The 24,072-nt window shown below is 69.2% G+C and carries 23 protein-coding genes and 1 tRNA gene; 6 read left to right on the top strand and 18 right to left on the bottom strand.

All coding sequences use genetic code 11. The features are described 5' to 3' along the window. Positions 1–9: 9 nt before the first annotated feature. From AWC02_RS18995 to AWC02_RS18960, 8 genes are all read right to left on the bottom strand, one after another. Positions 10–732 carry a DUF4333 domain-containing protein gene (locus tag AWC02_RS18995; RefSeq protein WP_085130247.1) on the bottom strand — a complete coding sequence of 241 codons (723 nt, stop codon included), beginning with the start codon at positions 730–732 and terminating at the stop codon, positions 10–12. A 73-nt stretch (positions 733–805) separates the two neighbouring features. Further along, complete coding sequence (locus AWC02_RS18990; RefSeq protein WP_085130246.1) at positions 806–3,649, bottom strand: DEAD/DEAH box helicase; 2,844 nt, start codon at positions 3,647–3,649, stop codon at positions 806–808. Next, the gene (gene tatC, locus AWC02_RS18985; RefSeq protein WP_085130245.1) at positions 3,642–4,550 is read right to left on the bottom strand and encodes a twin-arginine translocase subunit TatC; all 909 of its coding nucleotides are present in this window, start codon (positions 4,548–4,550) and stop codon (positions 3,642–3,644) included. Before tatC ends, AWC02_RS18990 begins: the two co-directional genes overlap by 8 nt. A 39-nt stretch (positions 4,551–4,589) precedes the next feature. Beyond that, a complete protein-coding gene (tatA, locus tag AWC02_RS18980) occupies positions 4,590–4,817 on the bottom strand; it encodes a Sec-independent protein translocase subunit TatA (RefSeq protein WP_085130244.1) in 228 nt (75 codons plus the stop codon). Between the two features lie 75 nt (positions 4,818–4,892). Beyond that, positions 4,893–5,852 carry a helix-turn-helix transcriptional regulator gene (locus AWC02_RS18975; RefSeq protein WP_085130243.1) on the bottom strand — a complete coding sequence of 320 codons (960 nt, stop codon included), beginning with the start codon at positions 5,850–5,852 and terminating at the stop codon, positions 4,893–4,895. Then, a complete protein-coding gene (locus tag AWC02_RS18970; RefSeq protein WP_085130242.1) occupies positions 5,849–6,844 on the bottom strand; it encodes a helix-turn-helix transcriptional regulator in 996 nt (331 codons plus the stop codon). The genes AWC02_RS18975 and AWC02_RS18970 overlap by 4 nt, the downstream gene beginning before the upstream one ends. An 81-nt stretch (positions 6,845–6,925) precedes the next feature. After that, a complete protein-coding gene (gene pafA / locus AWC02_RS18965; protein WP_109561076.1) occupies positions 6,926–8,287 on the bottom strand; it encodes a Pup--protein ligase in 1,362 nt (453 codons plus the stop codon). A gap of 58 nt (positions 8,288–8,345) precedes the next feature. Further along, on the bottom strand, positions 8,346–8,969 hold the full coding sequence (locus AWC02_RS18960) for an ANTAR domain-containing response regulator (protein ID WP_085130240.1): 624 nt from the start codon (positions 8,967–8,969) through the stop codon (positions 8,346–8,348). 79 nt (positions 8,970–9,048) lie between these two features. Between AWC02_RS18960 and AWC02_RS18955 the strand changes: the two genes are divergently transcribed. Continuing rightward, a tRNA-Leu gene (locus tag AWC02_RS18955) sits at positions 9,049–9,125 on the top strand. Between the two features lie 523 nt (positions 9,126–9,648). Beyond that, entirely contained in the window at positions 9,649–10,200 is a 552-nt protein-coding gene (locus tag AWC02_RS18950; RefSeq protein WP_109561075.1) for a hypothetical protein, read from the top strand. 3 nt (positions 10,201–10,203) lie between these two features. Here the strand turns inward: AWC02_RS18950 and AWC02_RS18945 are convergent, their stop codons facing one another. Then, positions 10,204–10,530 (bottom strand): YnfA family protein, encoded by a 327-nt coding sequence (locus AWC02_RS18945; RefSeq protein WP_085130239.1) that lies wholly within the window; start codon positions 10,528–10,530, stop codon positions 10,204–10,206. Between the two features lie 77 nt (positions 10,531–10,607). Here AWC02_RS18945 and AWC02_RS18940 point away from each other — a divergent pair, with 77 nt between their 5' ends. From AWC02_RS18940 to AWC02_RS18925, 4 genes are all read left to right on the top strand, one after another. After that, complete coding sequence (locus tag AWC02_RS18940) at positions 10,608–11,918, top strand: adenylate/guanylate cyclase domain-containing protein (protein ID WP_085130238.1); 1,311 nt, start codon at positions 10,608–10,610, stop codon at positions 11,916–11,918. Positions 11,919–11,981: 63 nt separating this feature from the next. Further along, complete coding sequence (locus AWC02_RS18935) at positions 11,982–13,226, top strand: alpha/beta hydrolase (RefSeq protein WP_085130237.1); 1,245 nt, start codon at positions 11,982–11,984, stop codon at positions 13,224–13,226. Positions 13,227–13,265: 39 nt separating this feature from the next. Beyond that, positions 13,266–13,874: an HdeD family acid-resistance protein gene (locus AWC02_RS18930; RefSeq protein WP_085130236.1), complete on the top strand. Its 609-nt coding sequence runs from the start codon at positions 13,266–13,268 to the stop codon at positions 13,872–13,874. Between the two features lie 104 nt (positions 13,875–13,978). Further along, positions 13,979–14,542: a DUF4190 domain-containing protein gene (locus AWC02_RS18925; RefSeq protein ID WP_085130235.1), complete on the top strand. Its 564-nt coding sequence runs from the start codon at positions 13,979–13,981 to the stop codon at positions 14,540–14,542. A 1-nt stretch (position 14,543) separates the two neighbouring features. Here AWC02_RS18925 and AWC02_RS18920 read toward each other — a convergent pair whose 3' ends face one another. From AWC02_RS18920 to AWC02_RS18880, 9 genes are all read right to left on the bottom strand, one after another. Next, positions 14,544–15,422 carry an acyl-CoA thioesterase II gene (locus AWC02_RS18920; RefSeq protein ID WP_085130234.1) on the bottom strand — a complete coding sequence of 293 codons (879 nt, stop codon included), beginning with the start codon at positions 15,420–15,422 and terminating at the stop codon, positions 14,544–14,546. Further along, positions 15,422–16,840, bottom strand: coding sequence for a pyruvate kinase (pyk, locus tag AWC02_RS18915; RefSeq protein ID WP_085130233.1), 1,419 nt, complete (start codon positions 16,838–16,840; stop codon positions 15,422–15,424). Before pyk ends, AWC02_RS18920 begins: the two co-directional genes overlap by 1 nt. Positions 16,841–16,937: 97 nt before the next feature. Further along, the gene (locus AWC02_RS18910; RefSeq protein ID WP_085130232.1) at positions 16,938–17,312 is read right to left on the bottom strand and encodes an NINE protein; all 375 of its coding nucleotides are present in this window, start codon (positions 17,310–17,312) and stop codon (positions 16,938–16,940) included. Positions 17,313–17,357: 45 nt separating this feature from the next. Next, a complete protein-coding gene (gene lgt / locus AWC02_RS18905) occupies positions 17,358–18,839 on the bottom strand; it encodes a prolipoprotein diacylglyceryl transferase (protein WP_085130231.1) in 1,482 nt (493 codons plus the stop codon). Continuing rightward, positions 18,836–19,609, bottom strand: a complete 774-nt coding sequence (trpA, locus tag AWC02_RS18900) for a tryptophan synthase subunit alpha (protein ID WP_237160542.1) — start codon at positions 19,607–19,609, stop codon at positions 18,836–18,838. Before trpA ends, lgt begins: the two co-directional genes overlap by 4 nt. Before the next feature lie 29 nt (positions 19,610–19,638). Then, complete coding sequence (gene trpB, locus AWC02_RS18895) at positions 19,639–20,907, bottom strand: tryptophan synthase subunit beta (protein ID WP_085130229.1); 1,269 nt, start codon at positions 20,905–20,907, stop codon at positions 19,639–19,641. Then, complete coding sequence (trpC, locus tag AWC02_RS18890) at positions 20,908–21,726, bottom strand: indole-3-glycerol phosphate synthase TrpC (RefSeq protein WP_085130228.1); 819 nt, start codon at positions 21,724–21,726, stop codon at positions 20,908–20,910. Between the two features lie 80 nt (positions 21,727–21,806). Beyond that, positions 21,807–22,466, bottom strand: coding sequence for a TIGR02234 family membrane protein (locus AWC02_RS18885; RefSeq protein WP_085130227.1), 660 nt, complete (start codon positions 22,464–22,466; stop codon positions 21,807–21,809). Then, positions 22,459–24,021, bottom strand: a complete 1,563-nt coding sequence (locus AWC02_RS18880; protein WP_207568092.1) for an anthranilate synthase component I — start codon at positions 24,019–24,021, stop codon at positions 22,459–22,461. Before AWC02_RS18880 ends, AWC02_RS18885 begins: the two co-directional genes overlap by 8 nt. Between the last annotated feature and the right edge of the window lie 51 nt (positions 24,022–24,072).

Genomic DNA, 24,072 nt, shown 5'->3' with positions numbered 1-24,072 from the left:
CCGTTGCCGCTACTTGGGCCGACCGACCTCGTAGGTGCCCGAGTTGTCCTGGAAGGTGACGGTCACCTGGCGCTTGGTGCCGTCGATGCTGACCTCGCAGGTGAAGGTGTCGCCCTGCTTGACCACCGGGCTCTGTCCGTTGTTGCAGCGAACGTCCTTGACGTTCTTCGCGCCGTAGCCGTTGGTCTGGTCGGCCAGGATCTGCTGCACGCCCTCCTGGGCCTTGTCGATGTCGAGCTTGGTGGTCACGAAGAAACCGGGCTTCCAGAAACCCAGCACCAGCAGCACCAGCACTGCGACGGCGACGGACGCGACGAGCGTGCTGCCGACCACCGCGGACGGGCGCTTGGTGGCGGTCCCCGGCGCGGGGAACTGGCCCGGCTGCTGCGGGTACTGACCGTAGGGAGCGGCCGGCTGACCGTACTGGCCGGGCTGGCCGTACTGACCGTAGGGGGCCGGCTGACCGTAGGGACCGGGCTGGCCGTACGGAGTCGGAGCCGGAGCCGGCTGACCGTACTGTTCGGGCTGCGGGTAGCCGGGATACTGCTGCGGCGCTGCCGGATAGCCCTGCTGAGGGTATTGCGGGTACTGCTGCGGCGTGTAGGCCGGAGGCTGCCACTGCTGCTCGGCGCCGGTTGCGGGACCCTGCCCGGTACCCGGCTGGTCCTCGGGCTGGCCAGGCTGCGGAGGCTGCCACGGTTGCGTGGGGTCGTATCCCTGCGGTCCGCTCATCGTTGTTCCTCAAGTCCTCTCACGTAGCGGGTGCTGATCACCGCCGGCTCTCCACCGTAGCGCCCGGACAAGCCTACCCGGCGTCAACGGCAACGACCCCGCGTAAAACCGTGTCGATCGCCTGTTTTGCGGTGGCCCGCAGTTCCGGGTTGGGCGCGGCGTTGCGCAACTGGTCCAGCAGGTCGAGCACCTGGCGGCACCAGCGGACGAAGTCCCCCGCCGACAACGGCGAAGCGCTGCCCGGCCCGCCCGAGCTGTCGCTGGCCGCCAGCGCCGACGCCAGATCCCCGGTGCGGGCCCAGCGGTAGACCGCGGCGACGAACCCGTCATCGGGTTCCCGGGTGGGATTGATGCCGTGGCGGCGTTCGTCGGCCCGCAACGCCGCCGACAGCTTGCGGGTCTGCTGTAAGGCCCGTCGCACCGGCTCGGTGGGCGCCTGCAGGCTGGGTGGTCCGCCCGGCCCGTCCGCACCGCGAGTCTCATAGAGCACCGCCGAGACCACCGCCGCCAACTCGGCGGGCTTGAGGCCGTGCCAGGCCCCGGTCCGCAGACATTCGGCCACCAAAAGGTCGCTCTCGCTGTAAATCCTGGCCAGCATCCGGCCGTCGTCGGTGACCTGCGGGGCGGGCGATGCCGGCTGATCGGGGTCACCGCCGTCCGGCTCCGGGGCGTCGCCGGGCGGACCGATGAATCCGCGCTCGGTCAACAGCCCGACGATCCGGTCGAAGGTGCGCGCCAGCGAATTGGTGGCGGCCTCGACCTTCCGGCGCAGCTGCGCGTTGTCGGCCTCCACCCGCAGGTAGCGTTCCGCGGCACGCACCTTGGCGTCGCGATCCGGCATCTGGTGCACCGGATGGTCGCGCATCCGCTGGCGCAGGGCCGCCAGTTCCGGATCCACCGGTGAATCCTCGGCCCCGGCGCCCCGGCGCCCGCGCCCGGTGGGCACGGGCAGTGCGGCGGCAGCCGAGCGCAGCGCCGAGGCCAGGTCGCGGCGGACCCGCGGCTGGCGATGCTCCACCCGCTTGGGCAGGCTCATCGTGCCGATCGGCGCGACGGCGCCGGAATAGTCCGCCGAGGAGATCCGGCCCGCCCAGCGATGTTCGGTGAGCACCAGGGGGCGCGGTTCGTCGGAGTCGCGGTCGGCCGCCAGCACCACCGCCAGTCCGCCGCGGCGGCCGTGGCTGAGGTTGATGATGTCGCCGCGGCGCAGCGCCGCCAACGCGTCACTGGCCGCCCGCCGCCGCTGCAGACGCGACGCGCGCGCCGCGGCGCGTTCGCGTTCGGAGATCTTCGCCCGCAGCCTGGCGTACTCGAGCACTGCTGAGTCACGTCCGCCGAACTCGGCCGCGATCTCGTCCAGGGTTCGCTCGCCACGCTCCGCGCTGCGCACCAGACCGACCACGGACCGGTCGGCCTGGAATTGTGCGAACGACTGCTCCAGCAGCTGGTGGGCCTGTTCGGGTCCCATGTGCTGGACCAGATTGATGGTCATGTTGTACGACGGCGCGAACGAGCTGCGCAGCGGGAAGGTACGGGTGGAGGCCAGCCCGGCGACCTGGTCGGGGTCGGTGGTGCTGTCGGTGGGATGCCACATCACCACCGCATGGCCTTCGATGTCGATGCCGCGCCGGCCGGCCCGGCCGGTCAGTTGGGTGTACTCCCCCGGTGTCAGCGCGGCGTGCTGCTCGCCGTTGAACTTCACCAGTCGTTCGAGCACCACGGTGCGGGCCGGCATGTTGATGCCCAGTGCCAGCGTTTCGGTGGCGAAGACAGCCTTGACCAGGCCTGCGGCGAACAGCTCTTCGACGGTATGGCGAAACACCGGCAGCAGCCCGGCATGGTGGCCGGCCAGGCCGCGCAGCAGCCCCTCCCGCCATTCGTAGTAGCCCAGCACATCCAGGTCGTCGTCGGCCAGGTCGCCACAGCGGTGGTCGATCACCTCGGCGATCCGGGCCCGCTCGGACTCGGTGGTGAGCCGCAGTGGCGAACGCAGGCACTGCTTGACCGCGGCGTCGCAGCCGGCCCGGGAGAACACGAACGTGATCACCGGCAGCAGACCCGCGGAGTTCAGCACCGCGATGACATCCGGGCGCATGGGCATCCGGTAGGACGAGCGGTCCGGCCGGCCCGATCCCGCACCCCGGTGCCGGCGCGTGCTGCCCCAGTCGGTGAGCCGGTCGGCCTCCCGGCGATGGGCGATGTGGCGCAGCAACGTGGGGTTGACCCGGGGCCGGCCACTCGACGCCGGCGCCGTGGCATCGGGCGGCGATTCGAACAGATCGAACAGTCGCTTGCCGACCATCATGTGCTGCCACAACGGAACCGGGCGGTGCTCGTCGACCACGACGGTGGTGTCGCCGCGCACGGTCTGAATCCAGCCGCCGAACTCCTCGGCGTTGCTGACCGTCGCCGACAGGCTGACCAGGCGGACCTCTTCGGGCAGGTGCAGGATGACTTCCTCCCACACCGCGCCGCGCATCCGGTCGGCCAGGAAGTGCACCTCGTCCATGACGACATGGGACAGGCCCTGCAGGGCGGGCGAATCCGCGTACAGCATGTTGCGCAGCACCTCGGTGGTCATCACCACGACCGGCGCGCCTGCGTTGATCGACAGATCGCCGGTCAACAGCCCCACCCGGTCCTTGCCGTAGCGGGCCACCAGGTCGGTGTGCTTCTGGTTGCTCAGCGCCTTGATCGGCGTGGTGTAGAAGCACTTGCCGCCGCCGGCCAGGGCCAGGTGCACCGCGAACTCGCCGACGACGGTCTTGCCGGCGCCGGTGGGGGCGCACACCAGCACGCCCCGACCGTCTTGCAGGGCCTCACAGGCCCGGCGCTGGAAGCCGTCGAGACCGAAGGGCAGCTCGGCGGCGAACCGGCTCAGCTCGGAGGGCACCGACGTCTCAGGCGGGCTAGTCATGCGGCGCGGCGACCGGGGTGGGCGCTTCGATGGGTGAGACCTCGTCGTCGGCCAGCCCGGTGGCCGCCTCCCGCCGCGCCTTGCGCCGGTCGTGCAACCGGGCGATCTGGATGGCGAATTCCTGCAACAGGCTCAAGGTGCAGCCCAGCACGATCATCGAGAACGGGTCGGAGCCCGGGGTGAAGAAGGCGGCGAACACGAACATCGCGAAGATCAGCCCGCGCCGCCATTCCTTGAGGCGCTCGTAGCTCACCACGCCCACCATGTTGAGCATCACGATCAACAGCGGAAACTCGAAGCTGATCCCGAACACCACCAGCAGGTTCAGCAGGAAGCCGAAATAGCGGTCGCCCGACAGGGCGGTCACCTGAACGTCGCTGCCGACGGTCAGTAGAAAACCGAGGGCTTTGGACAGCACCAGGTAGGCCAGGATGGCGCCGGTGACGAACAGCACGGCTGCCGACACCACGAAGGCCACCGCGAAGCGCCGCTCCTTGCGGTAGAGGCCCGGGGTGATGAAGGCCCACAGCTGGTAGAACCAGACCGGACAGGCCAGCACGATCCCTGCGGCCAGCCCGACCTTGAGCCGCAGCATGAACTGATCGAACGGCGCGGTGGCCAACAGCCGGCATTGCCCGTCGGGCCCGATCGCCGCCCGCGAGGAGGCCGGCAGCTCGCAGTACGGGTGGCGCAGCCACTCGCCGAGGCTTTCCAGGCCGAAGAGCGGCTGGGTGTACCAGATGAACCCCACGATCGTGGTGACCACGATCGCGGCCAGCGAAATCAGCAGCCGGGTGCGCAGTTCCCGCAGGTGATCGACGAGCGACATCGTCCCGTCGGGGTTGGTCCGGCTGCGGCGCTGACGCGGATCCAGCCGCCGCAGAACACCGAGTGTGCGCACAGTCGAAGGGGACGCGGTCGCCGCGACGGCGGGACCGGGCTACGCCGACGGGCCGCCGGCCGCCGGCGGGTCGACCCGCTCGGACGCGACGGTGGTCGAGGTGGTCGAATCCGGCTTGCTCTCGTTCTGCAGCTCGCGGACCTCGGACTTGAAGATGCGCAGCGACTTACCGAGCGAGCGTGCCGCATCGGGCAGTCGCTTGGCGCCGAACAGAATGATCACGGCGACGGCGAGGATCGCCAGGTGCGACGGTCCTAAAGCGTTCACTTTGGTTACCTCCAGACGTCGCCACGATGCTACCGCAGGACCGCAGGTCGGCCCGCGGTGTGCGCGCCCCAGCCGCTATGCGGTGTCGGCGCCGGTCGCAGCGTAGGCGTCCACGGCCGCCAGCGCGGCGTCGCGCACCGCGGCAGCCAGGGACTGCGGCGCCATCACCTGCACCTCGTCGCCCATGCCGAGCAGCAGCCGGGTCAGCCAGTCCTCGGAGGCGTAGGTCAACTGCGCCTCACGCCAGCCGTCGGGCAGCTCCGCGAGAGTCTGCATGGGGTAGTACTCGAACATCCACGCCGCCGACGGCGCCACGCGCACCACGGCCACCGGCAGCGCCGGGTCGGCGTCGAACAGCGAGGTGTCGGTCTCGGCCTTCCGGGCCGGTTCCGGCGGTGCGGAAGGCTCGTCGCGCAGCTGGGCGCCGTCGATGCGGTCGAAACGGAACAGCCGCACCCCCTCGGCCTCCCGGCACCACGCCTCCAGATAGCTGTGCGCGCCGATCAGCACGACCCGGATGGGATCCACGGTCCGGTGCGACAGGCTGTCCCGGGAGGCTGCGTAGTAGTCGATGGCCAGGACGCGCTGACGCCGCACGGCGTCGCGGACCACATCGGCGGCGGACTCGTCGTGGGCGGCGGCGGCCGGCGCCGCCGGAGCCGCAGCCCCGGCGGCCTCCTCGATCTTGGCGATGGCGCTGCGGGCCGCCTGGGGGTCGACGATGCCGGGCATGTCCACCAGGGCGCGCAGGGCCATCAACATGGCCGTCGCCTCCCGGGATGTCAGCCGCAGCGGCCGATCCACTCCCGCGGACTCGAAAACGTCCAGGCGGTCGTCGTAGAACGTCACGTCGATCAGCTCACCGGGGTCGTATCCCGGCAGGCCGCACACGACCAACTGCTCCAGGTCGCTCTGCAGCTGGCTCAGGCTCACGCCGAGCTCGGCGGCGGCCTGCGCCTTGCTGATCCCGGGGCGGGCCTTCAGATACGGCACCATGTTGAGCAGCCGGACCAGGCGTTTCGACAGCTGCGTCATACCGGCACCTCTCCCAAGTGGGCACGAAGCCGCGCCACGACGTCGTCGCGCAGCGTCGGCGGGTCCAGGACCACCGCGTCGGCCCCGTATCCGGCGATCTCGCGGGCCAGCCGGTCGTGGGTGCCGATGTCGACGCCGATGATGTCGCCGTCGCGGCCGCCCAGCGCCTGGCGCGCCAACACGGTGCCGGTCCGGCGCAGCGCGACGGCGCGACCGTCGGCGACCCAGATGCGCGCCTGCAGTCCGCTGGGCGCATCGCCCACGGCGTCGGCGACGATCGCGCGCAGGTCCGCGTCGTCGGGCCGGGTGACGGCATCGACCGGACCGATCGGCCGCACCTGCGGGGCGATTCTCGACAACCGGAAGGTGCGGACCGCGTCGCGGTCGCGGTCGTGGCCCACCAGGTACCAGCGGCCGGCGTGGGTGACCACACCCCACGGCTCGACCGTGCGGACGGTGTAGGGCTCCACCGGTGAGGGGCGGTGCTCGAACTGCACCGCCTGGCCGGCCTGGACGGCGTCCATCAGGGCGCCCAGTGCCGGTTCGGATCGATGGATTCCCGGCAGGGCCGACGGCGCCGCGACCAGCACGTCGGCGCGGCCCTGGTCCACTTCGACACCGGCGGCGCGCAGTTTGGCCACCGCGCCCTCGGCATTGGCGCGCAGTTCCGGCGACTGCCACAGCTGAACCGCCACGGCGACCGCGGCGGCTTCGTCGCGGGTCAGGTCGATGGGCGCAAGTGCGTAGGTGTCGGGGTTGATGCGGTATCCCTCGACGGTGTCGAACGCCGAGGCCTTGCCGGTCTCCAGCGGTATGCCCAGGTCGCGAAGCTCGTTCTTGTCCCGCTCGAACATCCGCGAGAACGCCTCGTCGCTGGGGCTGTCGCGGTAGCCCGCCACGGTGGCCCGGATCTTCTCGGCGGTGAGGTAGCTGCGGGTGGCCAGCAACGCGATGACCAGATTGAGGAGTCGCTCGACTTTGGCGGTCGCCATGACAAGAGAGGATAAGCCTCGAGGGGCGTTCGGTAGTTCAGAAGTGCGACGAGCGCGGCCCGGTGGTGGGTGGTGGCCGCCTCACATGCTGGCGATCAGGCGCTTGACCCGCTCGTCGACAGACCGGAAGGGGTCTTTGCACAGCACGGTGCGCTGCGCCTGGTCGTTGAGCTTCAGATGTACCCAGTCGACGGTGAAGTCGCGGCCCGCTGCCTGTGCAGCACTGATGAATTCGCCACGCAACTTGGCGCGAGTGGTCTGCGGCGGGGTGTCGACGGCCTCGTCGACTTCCTCGTCGGTGGTCACGCGCGCGGCCAAGCCCTTGCGCTGCAGCAGGTCGAACACCCCGCGCCCGCGCTTGATGTCGTGATAGGCCAGGTCCAGTTGGGCGATCTTCGGATCCGACAGTTCCATGCTGTAGCGATCCTGGTAGCGCTGGAACAGCTTTCGCTTGATCACCCAGTCGATTTCGGTGTCCACCTTGGCGAAGTCCTGGGTCTCGACGGCGTCGAGCTGGCGGCCCCACAAGTCGATCACCTGGTCGAGCTGCGGGTTGTTGGCCGCCCGGGTCTGCACGTACTCCACGGCCCGCCCGTAGTACTCGCGCTGGATGTCCAGCGCACCGGCCTGGCGGCCGCCGGCCAACCTGACCGGGCGCCGGCCGGTGACGTCATGGCTGACCTCCCGGATGGCCCGGATCGGGTTGTCCAGCGAGAAGTCCCGGAAGGACACTCCGGCTTCGATCATCTCCAGCACCAGCGCCGCACTGCCCACTTTGAGCAGGGTCGAGGTCTCGGACATGTTGGAGTCGCCGACGATGACGTGCAGGCGCCGGTACTTCTCGGCATCGGCGTGCGGTTCGTCGCGGGTGTTGATGATGGGCCGGGACCGGGTAGTGGCGCTGGAAACGCCTTCCCAGATGTGCTCGGCGCGCTGGGACAGGCAGAACGTGGCGGCCTTGGGGGTCTGCAGCACCTTGCCCGCGCCGCAGATCAGCTGCCGGGTCACCAGGAACGGCAGCAGCACGTCCGAGATCCGGGAGAACTCCCCCGCTCGCACGATGAGGTAGTTCTCATGGCAACCGTAGGAGTTGCCGGCGGAGTCGGTGTTGTTCTTGAACAGGTAGATGTCGCCGCCGATACCCTCGTCGGCCAGCCGCTGCTCGGCGTCGATGAGCAGGTCTTCGAGCACCCGTTCGCCGGCGCGGTCGTGCGTGACCAGCTGGGTCAGGTTGTCGCACTCCGCGGTGGCGTACTCGGGATGACTACCCACGTCGAGATACAGGCGAGCCCCGTTGCGCAGGAACACGTTCGAGCTGCGGCCCCACGACACGACCCGGCGGAACAGGTAACGCGCGACCTCATCCGGTGAGAGGCGTCGATGGCCATGGAAGGTGCAGGTGACACCGAACTCGGTCTCAATCCCCATGATTCTGCGCTGCACGTCATCGAGCGTACTGGTTGTGCCTGCGCAACGGGGTCAGACAGGCTGGGCGTGCCGCTCAGGCGGGCGGGTTGGCCGGGGCCTGGACGTTTTCCAGGACCACTTCGGCCACTTGGCGCATGGTGGTGCGCTTATCCATCGCGGCACGCTGAATCCACTTGAACGCCTCGGGTTCGGTCAGGCCGTGCACCGTCTGCAGCACACCTTTGGCCCGCTCGACCAGCTTGCGCGTCTCCAGCTGCTCGGCCAGGGTGCCGACCTCGCGTTCCAGGGCGGTGATCTCCTCGGCCCGGCTGACCGCCAGCTCGATGGCCGGGACCAGGTCGCCGGCCGTGAACGGTTTGACCAGATAGGCCATCGCCCCGGCGTCGCGGGCCCGTTCCACCAGGTCGCGCTGGCTGAACGCGGTCAGGATGACGATCGGGGCAATGCGTTTGGCGGCGATCTCCGACGCCGCGTCGATGCCGTCGCGACGCGGCATCTTCACGTCGAGGATCACCAGGTCCGGGCGCAGCAGCTCAGCCAGCTCCACGGCCTCCTGGCCGTCGCCGGCCTCGCCCACCACCTCGTAGCCCTCTTCGCGCAGCATCTCGGCGAGATCCAGCCGGATGAGCGCCTCGTCTTCGGCGATCAGCACGCGCCGGGCTGGACGTTCGCTGCTGTCGGGCGTGCTGTCGGTCATGCCCCTATTCTGTCGTGGCTGCCGGTGGGGGCAAGCGGGCGGGGCATCGTCTAAGGTGGGAATCCGCGCAACGGCGCTGGCCCTCGTATCCCAACTGGCAGAGGAAACGGATTCAAAACCCGTGCAGTGTGAGTTCGAATCTCACCGAGGGCACCATCAACACCACCGGCATTCCTGCAGTTCACGGGCTTATCGACAGGCTTTTTTGGCACCAATCTCATCCCTTGCTGCATCAGGGGTGAGCCCTCTTCGAAGCCGACACAACACCGCCGACGACATCGGCGACGTGCTGATGTGGAGGCGGCATGACCGCCTATTCCTACTGGACAGGCGACGAGTGCCCCGGTGCCAAAGTTCTGACCAAGATCGAGCTACCCGAAGAGAAATGCGGGACGCCAATCCCCCGTGGTACGGGGGGACGTCCCGCAGACTCGACTCTACCTGGTGCCCGGGTGATTACGAAGAGGAAATTCTGACGTGTGTGGCCCGCGCCGTCGAGCCCGAACATGACGTCACCGGTGAAGCAATCCCCCGGCCTGCCGGATTGACTCACGCCGCGCGTCGCGCTCATCAACACCAGTCGGTTCGCCATTGTCGGCACCCATCGGTATCGCTGAATTTAGTATTCGAAAGACGCCGCGATCGGGGCAACCGAGGAGGGCCATTGAGGACGTCATTGGTGGGTGTTCTGATCGCGCTGCTGGGCGTGGCAGTCGGCGTCGTCTTCGGGGCCTCCATGCACGATCACGGGCACACCGACCAGACCCCGGCAAAAGCGCGCGTCTACGTCGATGACCCGGTGTCGGGCCGCGACGGCGGCGTGGGTGGCAACCTGTTGCCCAGCGCTCCCCTGCAGGTCGATTCCGATGGGCCGGGAGACGACGACTGCGAATCGTGCCATCTGCCCTTTGTGCCATTCTTCGGAACACCCGCCGGAATCAACTGCGAAATCGATTACCGGCGGGCGGATCTGCCCGATTCGGCATATTGCATGTCGGTGCAGCCCGCACAGCACGTATCGATGAACACCGATGGGGAGTTGTCGATCTGCCGCGACAGCGTCGACTGTTTGTCCGATCCCCCGTTCGACCAACCGATACTGCGCTTCGGGCAGAGCGCGGAGGCCGGGCCGTTCAGCTGCCGGTCGGAAGCCGAGGGGGTGACCTGCACCGTCAGCCCCTCCGAACGCGGCTTCACGATCTCGCCGTCCGGGATCGAAGCCGTCGGCTGAACCTCAGCGGGGTGAGTACATGATCACGGCTACCCCGATCAGACAGATCAGCGCACCGGCGACGTCGGCGCGATCGGGCCGGAACCCGTCGAACGCCATGCCCCACACAAGTGATCCCGCGATGAACACTCCGCCGTAGGCGGCCAGGATCCGGCCGAACTGCGCGTCGGGCTGCAACGTCGCGACGAAGCCGTACAGACCCAGGGCGATCACCCCGGCGCCGGCCCACAGCAGACCGCGCTGTTCCCGCACCCCCTGCCACACCAGCCAGGCGCCGCCGATCTCGGCGACGGCGGCTAAGACGAACAGCGCGACGGAACGCAACACCATGAACGCTGACCCTAGAGGCAGGCCTGCGACCAGGCGAAACCGCCAACTGGGCGGTTGGCCCGATTAGGCTGGAACTCGTGTCCGTCAAGCGGTTCCTCGCGGTGCCCGCCGAGGCGCAGACGCCCTACCGCCGTACCCACTGCGTGCCGGCCCGTACCCGGCATTACGCGGGGCGGCTGTCGCAGCGGCTGCGCATCCTGAAGCTGTCCGCCGGGATGGCCGCGATGATCAGTGCCGGCTGGGGCCTGCTGGAGCTCTGGGCCGCGCCCGGCCACTGGGGGATCGCGCTGATCAACCTGGTGGCCGCGACCGCCCTGGCCCTGACCCCGCTGCTGTACCGCTTCGGCGAGCTCATCGCGCCCCTGACCTTCGTCGGGATCGCCTACCTGACGACCGCCGTGGTCTGCTGGGTGGTGGGCACCGGCTCGGGCATCCAGTTCTATTTCCTGGCCGCCGCATCGATCAGCGTGCTCATCCTCGGCGTGGACCGGATCAAGCTGGCGGCCGCGGTGGCCGGGGTCGGGGCGTCGCTGACCATCGCCCTGCACTTCCTGGTGCCCGCCGACAAGCTGCAACAGCCGGCCTGGCTGCACAATCTGTCCTACGTCATGGTGGTCGTCTCGGCGTGCTTCATGGTGGTTGCCACCGTCTGGTTCGCGCTGCGCGAGATCGCCCGCGCCGAAGCGGCGATGGAAGCCGAATACGAGCGTTCCGAAGCCCTGCTGGCCAACATCTTGCCCACGGCTGTCGCCGACCGGCTCAAAAATCCGGCGGTCGACGTCATCGCCGACAGCTACCCGGACGCCTCGGTACTGTTCGCCGACATCGCCGACTTCACCCGGCGGGCCAGCCAGACCGACCCGGGCCAGCTGGTCGGCTTCCTCAACGAGCTTTACAGCGGCCTGGACCGCCTGGTCGACCAGCATGGCCTCGAGAAGATCAAGACCAGCGGCGACTCCTACATGGTGGTCAGCGGGGTTCCCGATCCGCGACCGGACCACCTGCATGCGCTGGCTCGGCTGGCCCTCGACATCGCCGCCATCATCGCCGACCTGCGCGACCCGCTGGGCCGCCCGGTATCGCTGCGGATCGGGCTGGCCACCGGACCGGTGGTGGCCGGTGTGGTGGGCAACCGCCGGTTCTTCTACGACGTCTGGGGCGACGCGGTGAACCTGGCCTCGCGGATGGAGTCGACCGGTGTGCCCAACCGCATCCAGGTGCCCCAAGAGGTCAAAGATCGCCTGAGCGACGTCTTCGTGCTCGAGGAGCGCGGCGACGTGGACGTCAAAGGCAAGGGAGTGATGCGGACATGGTTTCTGGTCGGCGTCCTCCCCCGCGCCGCGCACGGTCCGGCCGGCCGCTCCCTGTCGGTGACACCGGCACGCTGAGCCGGCGGTTCGATCGGTTTCGGTAGGGTGCCGGATCAGGTCGTCCCACAACTGAGGAGCGCAATGACAAGGCTTTTGGCCGTGCTCGGCTCGCTGGCCGGTCTGGCCAACACCGTCAACGGTTACCGTCCGCTGACCCGGCGTGGCTATCCCTCGTTGTACGCGTTCGGCTTCGGGCTGATCACCTCGGAGCTGCCCCTGCAACTCATCGCCGGTCAGTCCGCGGTGCTGGCGGCGCTGTCGCGGTGGCTGTCGCCGCAGGCCCGGCGGGCCGGCTGGCTGCTCTCGGCATTGTCCTGGCTGGGCCTGCTGGGGCTGCACCATGCCGGGCGCACCGCCGATAAGCCCCTGACCGCGGCGCTGGACGCCGGGCTCGGGACCCGGCGGCGTACCGACAGCCGGGACCTGTGGCAGCGGCCGGGTCCCGACGGCGAGATCGCCAAGGCGCCCGGCGTGGTGCGGATGATGCGGGTTTATCGCGATTACGCCACCGACTCCGACATCCCCTACGGCGAATTCGGCGGTCGTAACACCCTGGATGTGTGGCGGCACCGCGACCTGCCCCGCGACGGTCGCGCGCCGGTCCTGGTGCAGGTGCACGGGGGCGCATGGATGGTGGGAAGCAAACGCGGCCAAGCACATCCGCTGATGGCACACCTGGTGGAGCGGGGCTGGGTGTGCGTGTCGATCAACTACCGGTTGAGTCCGCGCTCCACCTGGCCCGACCACATCGTCGATGTCAAGCGGGCGCTGGCCTGGACCAAGGCGAACATCGCCGACTACGGCGGCGACCCGGACTGGATCGCGCTGACCGGCGGCTCGGCAGGCGGTCACCTGTGTGCCCTGACCGCACTGACTCCCAACGACCCGCGGTTTCAGCCGGGCTTCGCCGACGCCGACACCAGCGTGCGTGCGGCGGTCCCGTTCTACGGGGTCTACGACTTCACCGGCGAGACCGGGCTGCACCCGCTGTTGACTCCGACGGTCGGTGCCTACGTGTTCAAGCAGAGCTGGCGGCGTTTCCCCGACACCTATCGCGACGCCTCCCCGATGACCTACATCTCTGCCGAGGCGCCGCCGTTCTTCCTCCTGCACGGGCGCAACGATTCGCTGGTGCCGGTGGAGCAGGGCCGCGCTTTCGCCGCCCGGCTGCGCGAGGTCAGCGCGAACCCGGTGGTGTATGCCGAGCTGCCTCGGGCAGAGCACGCCTTCGACATTTTCGGTTCGCCGCGGGCCGGTCACACGGCGATCGCCGTCGAGCAGTTCCTGGCCGAGATTTACGCCCGGGAAACCACGCCGGCGTCCTGAGCGCTCGGGCGGTGCGATACCCCGGCCAGAACGCCCTAACTGTGCCAGACTTCGGATATGGAAACGTCGGTTCCGAGCCTGCTGCCGAACTTGTGGAAGTCGACGCTGGTCTCTGGTGTATTGGCCCTTATTCTGGGCGTGCTGGTCTTGGTCTGGCCTGGCCGGTCCATTCTGGTTGCTGCCGTGCTGTTCGGTGTGTACCTGGTGGTCACCGGGGTTGCGCAACTGATCTTCGCTTTCAGCCTTCCCATCATGTCGGCAGGCGGAAGGGTGTTGCTGTTTCTCAGCGGCACCGCGTCGGTGATTCTGGCCGTCCTGTGCTTCCGGCATTTCAACTCTGACGAAGAGGCGCTGGCGGTGCTGCTGCTGGCCATCTGGATCGCGGTCGGGTTCATCTTCCGCGGAGTGGCGACGGTGGTGGCGGCCATCAGCGACCCGGCGCTGCCCGGCCGCGGCTGGCAGATCTTCATGGGCGTGGTCAGCCTGCTGGCCGGTCTGGTGACGTTGGCGTCGCCGTTCGCCTCGTTGTGGGTGCTGGCGGTGGTCGTCGGCAGCTGGCTGATCGTCATCGGCATCACCGAGATCATCACCGGCTTCAAGATTCGCAGCGCATCTCGCGAACTCGCCACCACCTTCTCGGTCGGGTAATCGGCGGCCGACCGTCCGCGACCGCCGCCCGGGCGCCGTCGCGGGTACCCTGAGACCTGATCCGTTGTCACACCTGCCTGATGCTCTGATGTGGAGTCCGCTCAATGCCCGAGTCCGGCACGCCGTCGCTGTCGCCCGAGTCTCAGCCGTCCTGGCCGCCGGCCGTCGATAGCTATCCCTCGCCGGGCTACCCGTACCCGTATCCGGCGCCCGGCCAGTACCCCGGCTACCCCCCGCCCGGGGCGCCCCCGGCACCCAGGAACGGCGCAGGTATCGCCGCCCTGATCGTGGCGATCGCCGGCATCGTGACGGCGCTGTCGGTGATCGGCGGGGTGGCCCTGGGCCTGGTGGCGGTGGTACTCGGCATCGTCGGCCGGGGCCGGGCCAAGCGCGGCGAAGCCGACAACGGCGGCGTCGCCCTCGCCGGGATCGTGCTGGGCGCCTTGGCAGTGGCCGCCGGGATCGGCTGCATCTTCATCTACGTCGGCATCTGGCGCACCGCAGGCGGCGGCGACTACGTGGCGTGCATGACGAAGGCCGGTTCGGATGCCGAGGCCCAGCAGCAATGCACCGAGCGGTTCAAAGAGCACTTCGAGAACACCTTCGGCAGCGGCGCCGACGCCCCGATGGTGCAGGAGGAATCGGACACCGGCCTGATGCCGGCCTAACCTAGCGCTTGACCTTCGGGAAGTACTTCAGCACGCCTTCCTGCGTGACGGTGGCCAGCAGCTGCCCGGAGCGGTCGAAGAAGTGCCCGGAGCCCAGCCCGCGGGAATCGGCGGCCACCGGTGACGACGTCGCGTAGAGCACCCAGTCGTCGAACCGGATCGGCCGGTGAAACCACACGGTGTGGTTGGCGCTGGCCGCAAAGATCCGATCGAAGCCCCACGACAGGCCGTGGGTGGTGATGATCGAATCCAGGACCGTGGTGTCCGACGAGTAGACCAGCATCGCGGTGTGTAGCACCGGATCGTCCGGGATCGGCCCGTCCGCCTTGACCCAGACGCGGTTGTGGGCAAGGCGACCGCCCTTGTCGCGCATCACCCAAGCCGGGTCGTTGGTGTAGCGCCACTCGATCGGGTGCGGCGCGTTGACGAAGCCCGGCACGACCTCTTCATAACCGTCGAGCAATTCATCCAGCCGGGGCAGTGTTTCGGGCTCGGCGACCGCCGGCGCCTCGACACTGTGCTCCAGACCGCTGCCCCCGGACAGATAGGAGACCATCGAGGTGGCGAGCAGGGTATCGCCCTGCAGAGCGTCCACCCGGCGATTGGCGAACCGGCGTTCGTCGCGCAGCCGGTGCACCCGGAACTCGATGTCGCGGGCCGGGTCGCCACCGTTGATGAAGTGGACCGACAGCGTGCCGGGCGGCAGGTGCGCGGCCACGGTGCGGCTGGCCGCCACCATTGACTGGGCCATCAGCTGCCCACCGAAGGTCCGCAACGGCGTCTTGCTGGGATGCGATCCGACGAAGCAGTCCTCGTCGCCAAGCTTGAGGTCCAGTACCGCCAGGAGTTCTTCGAGATCCGTATTCGGCTCGGGCGGCACTAGACGTCGTCCTCCCCGATGCGGTGCACGTGGATCATGTTGGTCGATCCCTCAGTCCCCGGCGGAGCGCCCGCGACGATGACCACCAGATCACCGCGCTCGTAGCGGCCCAGATCCAGCAGCGCCTTGTCCACCTGACGGATCATGCCGTCGGTCGTGTGTGCCTGCGGAACGATGAAGGTCTCGGTCCCCCACGTCATCGCCAACTGGCTGCGGATCTTGGGCAGGGCGGTGAACGCCAGCAGCGGCAGCGGGGTGTGCAACCGGGCCAGTCGGCGCACCGTGTCGCCTGATTGGGTGAACGCCACCAGTGCCTTGGCGTCCAGGCGTTCGCCGATCTCGCGGGCCGCGAAGGAGATCACGCCCCGCTTGGTGCGCGGCATGTGGGTCAGCGGCGGTACCGCCGTGGAGTTCTGTTCCACTGCGCAGATGATCCGGCTCATGGTCCGCACGGCGTCCAGGGCGTGCTTGCCCACCGCGGTCTCGCCGGAGAGCATCAACGCGTCCGCGCCGTCGAGCACCGCGTTGGCGACGTCGGAGGCTTCGGCCCGGGTGGGCCGGAAGTTCTCGATCATCGACTCCAGCATCTGGGTGGCCACGATCACCGGCCGGGCGTTCTCGCGTGCCACCTGGATGGCACGCTTCTGCACCAGGGGCACCTCTTCGAGCGCCAGCTCCACGCCGAGGTCGCCGCGAGCCACCATGATGGCGTCGAAGGCCAGCACCACCGCCTCGAGGTTCTCGATGGCTTCCGGCTTTTCCAGTTTGGCGATCACCGGGACCCGGCGGCCGACCCGGTCCATCACCTCGTGCACCAGCTCGACGTCCGACGGCGAGCGCACGAACGACAACGCCACCATGTCGACACCGAGCTGCAGCGCGAACTCGAGGTCTTCGATGTCTTTCTCCGACAGCGCCGGCGCGGAGACCTTCATGCCCGGCAGCGACATGCCCTTGTGGTTGCTGACCGGACCGCCGTCGGTGACCCGGCACAGCACGTCGTCGCCGTCGATGCTCTCCACCACCAGCCCGACCTTGCCGTCGTCGACCAGGACGCGGTCGCCCGGGGCGGCGTCAACAGCCAGCTTCTTGTAGGTGGTGGACACCCGGTCGTGGTCGCCGGGGCAGTCGGCGACGGTGATGCGCACCGTCTCACCGGTCGCCCAGTAGGTGGGGCCGTCGGCAAAACGCCCCAACCGGATCTTGGGCCCCTGCAGATCGGCGAGCACCCCCACGGCCCGCCCGGTCGCATCCGAGGCGGCACGCACCCGCTCGTAGGAAGCCTGGTGGTCTTTGTGGTCGCCGTGGCTGAAGTTCAGGCGGGCCACGTCCATGCCCGCGTCGACCAGAGCCCGGACCATCTCCGCGGAGTGGGTCGCCGGGCCGAGAGTGCAGACGATCTTGCTGCGTCTATTCACGGCGCCAGCATAGTCGGACAGACTGAGGCGCCTTCCTCAGGAATGGTTGCAGAAAGCGAAAATCCGTGTGACGCAGCGGTGCGAGCACTCAACCGGGCTAGCGCAGCGGCCGGCCTTGCCTGTCGCGCACCCGCCCGCTCAGCATCAGGACCGCGTCGATGACGCCCCACAGGAAGGGCACGATGATCCCGAGGCCGTAGGTGGTGACGGTGGCCAGCAGCCCGACCGTCAGCTGCACCAAACCCAGGCCGGTCTGGCCCAGGTACATCCGCCCGAAGCCCAGGAAGCCGAAGAACCCGAGCAGCTGCAGCAACGCCGCGGTCACTTTGGACTTCGGCGAGTAGGGCAGGCCGGTCGCCGGCGAACGCCCGTAGGGCGCCCACATGTCGGGATGGCCCTGATACGGCGGCGGGTAGCCCGGCGGGGGCCAGTCGCCGTGCGGCCCGGCCGGAGGCCACGGCGGGACAGTCATCTATGCAGCATGCCAGAAGTGGCGGCTAGGGCGTCTGGCCTGAGGTCAGCGCTGCTCAGCGGCGTCGTCGGTGGCTGCGTCGTCGGGCTGTTCGCCGGCGTCGGGGTGCTCGGCGCTCTGCACTTCCGCACCGTCGGAATCGTCCGGGTCCGCGTCACCGGCATCGCCGGTTTCGGCCTCGGGGTCGACGGGGGTTGGCTCGGGCGACTCGGGTGGCGTCTCGGCGGACTCCTCCCCGGTGTCATCGGGGCCGGGCTGCTCGTCGACCGGCTCGGATTCGGCGACCTCGGCGGCCTCGAGTTCGTCGGCCTCGAGTTCGTCGGCCTCGGGTTCGTCGGCCTCAGCGGCCTCGGCGTCCGATACCGCCCGGTCGGCATCGGCGTCTCCGGTGTCGGTGTCGGCCTCGGTGTCCTGCTGCGCTGCGGAGCCGGCGAACTGCGCCTCCTCCTGCTCGCCCGACGGGTCCTCGACGGCCTCGGGCTCGGCCGAGTCGGCCTGGCCACTAAGCCTTTCCGGCACTGCGACCACCGAGCCGGCACCGGCCGCCGCCTCGGGCGCATCCGGCTCCTCCGGTGTTTCGGGCGCCGGCTCCTCCGGTGTTTCGGGCGCCGGCTCCTCCGGCGTTTCGGCGTCGTGGCCGCCGGCCTCCCGTGATTGCCAGGCGCTGCGAATCGCTTCGGGATCTTCGCGTCCCTTGGTCGCGAGCAGGATGTACACCACCGCGCCGATGAAGACGAACGTCGAGGTGAACGAGTTGACCCGGATTCCGGCGATATGTGTCGCGGCGTCGTCGCGGAGCAGTTCGATGCCGAACCGGCCGATGCAGTACCCCGCGACGTACAGCGCGAACAACCGGCCGTGCCCCATTCGGAACCGCCGGTCGGCGTAGATCAGCACGAGGAACACCACGAGGTTCCACAGCAATTCGTAGAGGAACGTCGGCTGGACGATCTTGTACAGCTCGCCGGTGGACACGCCGTCGAGCAGGTGCGGATCCCGCACGCCCGAGGCGTCTTCGCGCCAGAAGATCTCCAGCCCCCACGGCAGCGTGGTCTCACGGCCGTAGAGCTCCTGATTGAAGTAGTTCCCGACGCGGCCGATGGCCTGCGCCAAGACGATCCCCGGGGCGATCGCGTCACCGAAGGCCGGCAGGGAGATCCCCCGGCGGCGGCAACCGATCCAGGCGCCCACCCCGCCGAGCGCCACCGCGCCCCAGATCCCCAGACCGCCGTCCCAGATCCGTGGCGTCGCTTCCCATCCGACGCCACCCTCGCCGAAATAGGTTCGCCAGTCGGTCATCAGGTGATAGAGCCGCCCGCCGATCAGTCCGAACGGCACCGCCCACAGGGCGATGTCATAGATGACGCCCGGCTCACCGCCCCGGGCCCGCCACCGGCGATCCCCGATCAGCAGGGCGACGACGATGCCCAGGATGATGCACAGGGCGTAAGCCCGGATCGGAACCGGACCGAGATGCCACACTCCGCGCGCAGGACTGGGGAAATAGGTCAGCCAATCCAACGTCATCGCGTGGTAACTCCTTGGCGCACTCCCGAAGTCAGCTCTGTTGTCAATGTCCGCAGGGCGCTCAGGCCCTCGCTCAGTGCGGTCACCAGCGCCGAGCCGACGATGACACCGTCGGTGTAGGCGCCGATCTCGGCGGCCTGAGCGCCCGATCGCACGCCCAGCCCGACACCGACGGGAATGCCGGAGACCTCACGCACCCTGGCCACCAACTCCGGTGCCGCGTTGGACACCGTGTTGCGGGCACCGGTGACGCCCATCGTGGAGGCGGCGTAGACGAATCCGCGGGTCGCCTTCACCGTCTCGGAAAGTCGTTGCGGCGTCGAGGACGGCGCCACCAGGAAGATCCGGTCCAGCGCGTGCTGTTCGGAGGCGGCCAGCCAGTCGTCGGCTTCGTCGACGATCAGGTCGGGGGTGATCAGGCCCAGTCCCCCGGCTGAGGCCAGGTCGCGGGCGAACGCGTCGACCCCGTAGCGCAGCACCGGGTTCCAGTAGGTCATCACCACGGCACGCCCCCCGGCGGCGGTGATCGCCTCGACGGCGCGCAGTGTGTCGCGTACGCGCACACCGCCTTGCAGCGCGGTCTCCGTGGCGCGCGCGATGGTCGGGCCGTCCATCCCCGGATCGGAGTACGGCACGCCGACTTCGACGAGGTCGCAACCGGATTCGACCAAAGCGGTCATCGCGGCGATCGATCCCGCCACATCCGGGTAGCCGGTCGGCAGATAGCCGATCAGTGCGGCACGGCCCTCGGCCCGGCAGGCCGCGAACATCGGGGCCAACCGGTCGCCGGCGTGGTCGGTCACGACGCGTCCCCCGTCTGGTCGAACAGCCCGAACCACTTGGCCGCCGTTTCCACGTCCTTGTCGCCGCGGCCGGACACGTTGGCCACGATGATCTTTCCGGGCCCCAACTCGGCCGCCAGTTTGAGTGCGCCGGCGATCGCGTGTGCCGATTCGATTGCGGGAATGATTCCCTCGGTGCGGCACAGGACGGCGAAGGCGTCCATGGCTTCGGAGTCGGTGATCGGGCGGTATTCGGCGCGCCCGGTCTCGCGCAGCCAGGCGTGTTCGGGGCCCACACCGGGATAGTCCAGGCCCGCCGAGATGGAATGCGACTCGATGGTCTGACCGTCGTCGTCTTGCAGCAGGTAGGAGAACGAGCCCTGGAAGGCGCCCGGCGATCCGCCGGCGAAGGTTGCGGCGTGCCGGCCGGTGTCCACACCGTCGCCGCCGGCTTCGAACCCGATCAGCCGAACCGCCGGATCGTCGAGGAAGGCGTGGAAGATGCCGATGGCGTTGGAGCCGCCACCCACGCACGCCACCACGGCGTCGGGCAACCGGCCCGCCATCTGCTGGATCTGAACGCGCGTCTCCAGGCCGACGATCCGCTGGAAGTCCCGCACCATGGTCGGGAACGGGTGCGGACCGGCCGCGGTGCCGAAGCAGTAGTAGGTGCGATCGGCATTGGTGACCCAGTCCCGGAACGCCTCGTTGATGGCGTCTTTGAGGGTCTGCGAACCGGATTCGACGGACACCACCGTTGCGCCCAGCAGCCGCATCCTGGCGACGTTGAGCGCCTGGCGGCGGGTGTCGACCGCACCCATGTAGATCACGCACTCCAGGCCGAGCAGGGCGCAGGCGGTCGCGGTGGCCACGCCGTGCTGGCCGGCACCGGTCTCGGCGATCACCCGGGTCTTGCCCATGTGTCGCGCCAGCAGCGCCTGGCCGAGCACGTTGTTGATCTTGTGCGAACCGGTGTGGTTGAGGTCTTCGCGCTTCAAGAAGATGCGGGCGCCGCCGGCATGGGCCGTCAGGCGCTGCGCCTCATACAGCGGCGAGGGTCGGCCGGTGTAGTGCGTCTGCAGGTCGTCGAGGGTGTCGAGGAACTCGCGGTCATTGCGCACCTTGTCGTAGGCGGCGGTGACCTCTTCGATGACCGCCATCAGCGCTTCGGCGACGTAGCGACCGCCGTAGACACCGAAATGCCCGCGGGCGTCGGGCTCGTGGCGGGTGGGTTCAGCCACTCCGGCACTGGCGCGCGGAAGACTCGGGTGCGGGGTCTCTGACATTTAGCGAGCCGACTTCGGGCAGGACGGATGCTTACCCGCACTGACCAAATCGGCAACAGCTGCTCGCGGGTCGCCGCTGGTGACCAGCCCCTCGCCGACCAGGACCGCATCCGCGCCGGCACCGGCGTAGGCCAACAGGTCCGCGGTGCCGCGGACGCCGGACTCGGCGATCTTGACCACCTCGGTGGGCAGTCCGGGCGCGATGCGTGCGAAGCAGTCGCGGTCGACTTCCAGCGTGTTGAGGTCGCGGGCGTTGACACCGATCACCTTGGCGCCGGCGGTCAGTGCGCGGTCGGCCTCCTCTTCGGTGTGCACCTCGACCAGGGCGGTCATGCCGAGCGACTCGGTACGGTCCAGCAGGGATTCCAGGGCCTGCTGGCCGAGCGCCGCCACGATCAGCAGCAGCATGTCCGCGCCGTGCGCGCGGGCCTCGTGAATCTGGTACGGGCGCACGATGAAGTCTTTGCGCAGCACCGGAACCGACACCGCGGCCCGCACCGCGTCCAAGTCCGCCAGCGAGCCGTTGAACCGGCGCTGCTCGGTCAGCACACTGATCGCGCGGGCGCCGCCGTCGGCATACGTGCTGGCCAGATCCGCCGGGTCGGCGATGGGAGCCAGCTGCCCCTTGGAGGGACTGGCCCGCTTCACCTCCGCGATCACCGCGATGCCGGGCTCACGCAGCGCAGCCATCACGTCCAGTGGCGGGGGCATCGCCTCAGCCGCGGCTTTGACTTCCGCCAGTGGGACGGCGGCCTCACGGACGGCAAGGTCGGCGCAAACTCCCTCGATGATGGAGTCGAGAACGGATGCCGAAGTCATGCCTGCCGCTTCCTCTCCCGCGTCCGGTGGGCTTCGTCGAACACTTCCAAGAAGGGTAGCGATCGTCGCTGCCCGAGCTGTCACCGACCCTCGCCGTCCGGTCCCGGTGGCCGCTCCTCCGGATCCCCGGTGGGGTCGCGCCCTTCGTCGAGGGCGTCCCACATCATTCGTTCCGACACCTGCGCACCAGCCGGTCCGGCGGGCAGATCCCGGGTGGCAGCACGGCGCGCCGCAGGAGCGGAATACTTGCTGACGCGGCCGGCGCCTTGCGCGGCGGTGCGCATCAGCAACACGGCTGCTACCAGCACGCACCCGGCCGCAACCAGGCTCAACACCGCTCCGGTCAGGCGCCGCTCGGTGCCCAGCAGAGAGGTCAGCGGCACCTCGGCGATGTCCAGCGCCCGCACGGTGATGTCGCGGGCCGCCCACATGCTCAGGCCCAGATAGCCGCACGCCAGGCTCACCGCGGCCAACACCACCGCAAGGACCCGCAGCTGCCAGCCGCGCACCGCCATCGCGGCCACCGCAGCCGCCAGGCACAACAGGGCCATCGGCACCAGCGCGGTGGACCAGGACGCCCCGGTGACGGTGAGCTGCCTGGGCTGGCCGAGCCCGTCGAACGAGCGAATCAGCACCCACGGCAGCCGGGAGGCGCCCCACAACCCGCCGGCGGCGGCCACCAGCAGCAGTTGCGCCCCGCGAAGAGTGCGGGCCTGGTGAGGTTCGCGGCCGTCAGCCATCGGTCCCGGGCGCGCCCAGCGTCTGCGCGGCGGCGATCGCGGCCAGCACGGCGCGGGCCTTGTTGGAGGCCTCGGTGTATTCGTAGGGGCCGTTGGAGTCGGCGACCACGCCGCCACCGGCCTGAACGTAGGCGGTGCCGGAGCGCATCAGCGCGGTACGGATCGCGATGGCGAAGTCGGCGTTGCCGGCGAAATCCAGGTAACCGACCACGCCGCCGTAGAGCCCGCGCCGGGTCTTCTCGACTTCCTCGATCAGCTCCATCGCTCTGACCTTGGGGGCCCCGGACAGGGTGCCGGCGGGGAAACAGGCGGTCACCGCGTCCAGCGCGGTCCGGTCCTCGGCGAGTTCCCCGGTGACCGTGGACACCAGGTGCATGACGTGGCTGTAGCGCTCGATGTGGCTGTAATCGGAGACCCGTACCGTCCCCGGAACGCACACCCGGCCCAGGTCGTTGCGGCCCAGATCGACCAGCATCAGGTGTTCGGCGAGCTCCTTCTCGTCCTCCAGGAGCCCCTTGGCCAGCAGCTGGTCTTCCTCCTCGGTCGCCCCCCGCCACCGGGTTCCGGCGATCGGGTGGGTGGTCGCGCGGCCCTCCTGGACGGTCACCAGCGCCTCGGGGCTCGAGCCCACGATCGAGAAGGCCAGTTCCCCGTCGCCGTCGGGCACCTGCAGCAGGTACATGTAGGGGCTGGGATTGGACACCCGCAGCATCCGGTAGACATCGAGCGGGTCGGCCGTCGTCGTCATCTCGAAACGCTGCGAGGGAACCACCTGAAACGCCTCGCCGGCTTCGATCTCGCCGACCAGTCGCTCGACGATCGCCCCGTACTCCTCGGGGGTCCGCTGCCCGCGGTAGTCCGGGTCGGGCCGGTCGAAGGTCGCGACACTGGACTCCAGCGGCTGGCTCAACGCCGCCGTCATCACCTCCAGGCGGGCGACCGCGTCGTCGTAGGCCTCGTCGACATGCTCGTCGGTGCCGTTCCAGTTGACCGCGTTGGCGATCAGGGTGATGGTGCCCTCGTGGTGGTCCACGGCGGCCATGTCGCTGGCCAGCAGCAGCAGCATGTCGGGCAGCCCCAGGTCATCGACCGCGAGTTCGGGCAGTCGTTCGAGGCGGCGCACCAGGTCGTAGGTGAAGAAGCCGACCAGTCCGCTCGACAGCGGCGGCAGCCCGGGGATGGTCGCCGTCTCCAGCAGGGCCAGCGTCTGGCGCAGGGCCTGCAGGGGGTCGCCTCCGGTGGGCGCGTCCTGCGGCACCGCGCCCAGCCACACCGCCTCCCCGTCGCGCACCGTCAACGCCGAGGTGGTGCCGGCGCCGATGAACGACCACCGCGACCACGACCGGCCGTTCTCGGCCGATTCGAGCAGAAACGTGCCGGGGCGGTTGGCGGCCAGCTTGCGATACGCCGAGAGCGGCGTCTCGGCGTCGGCCAGCACCTTGCGGGTCACCGGGACCACCCGGTGCTCAGCCGCCAGGGCCCGGAAGTCCGCCCGGGATGTGACACCGACCCTCGAAGTGCTTGTGGTTTGCACGCGCACATCTTCCCAGACCATGGTGATTGCCGGCGCGGCGGCGCAGCGGCCTGCCGGAATCGGCCCCGGTGA

This window comes from Mycolicibacter engbaekii, from assembly GCF_002101585.1.
GTDB classification, from domain to species: Bacteria; Actinomycetota; Actinomycetes; order Mycobacteriales; family Mycobacteriaceae; genus Mycobacterium; species Mycobacterium engbaekii.
Note: the sequence above shows the minus strand (reverse complement) of the source record. Positions and strands in the feature narration are given on the sequence as shown.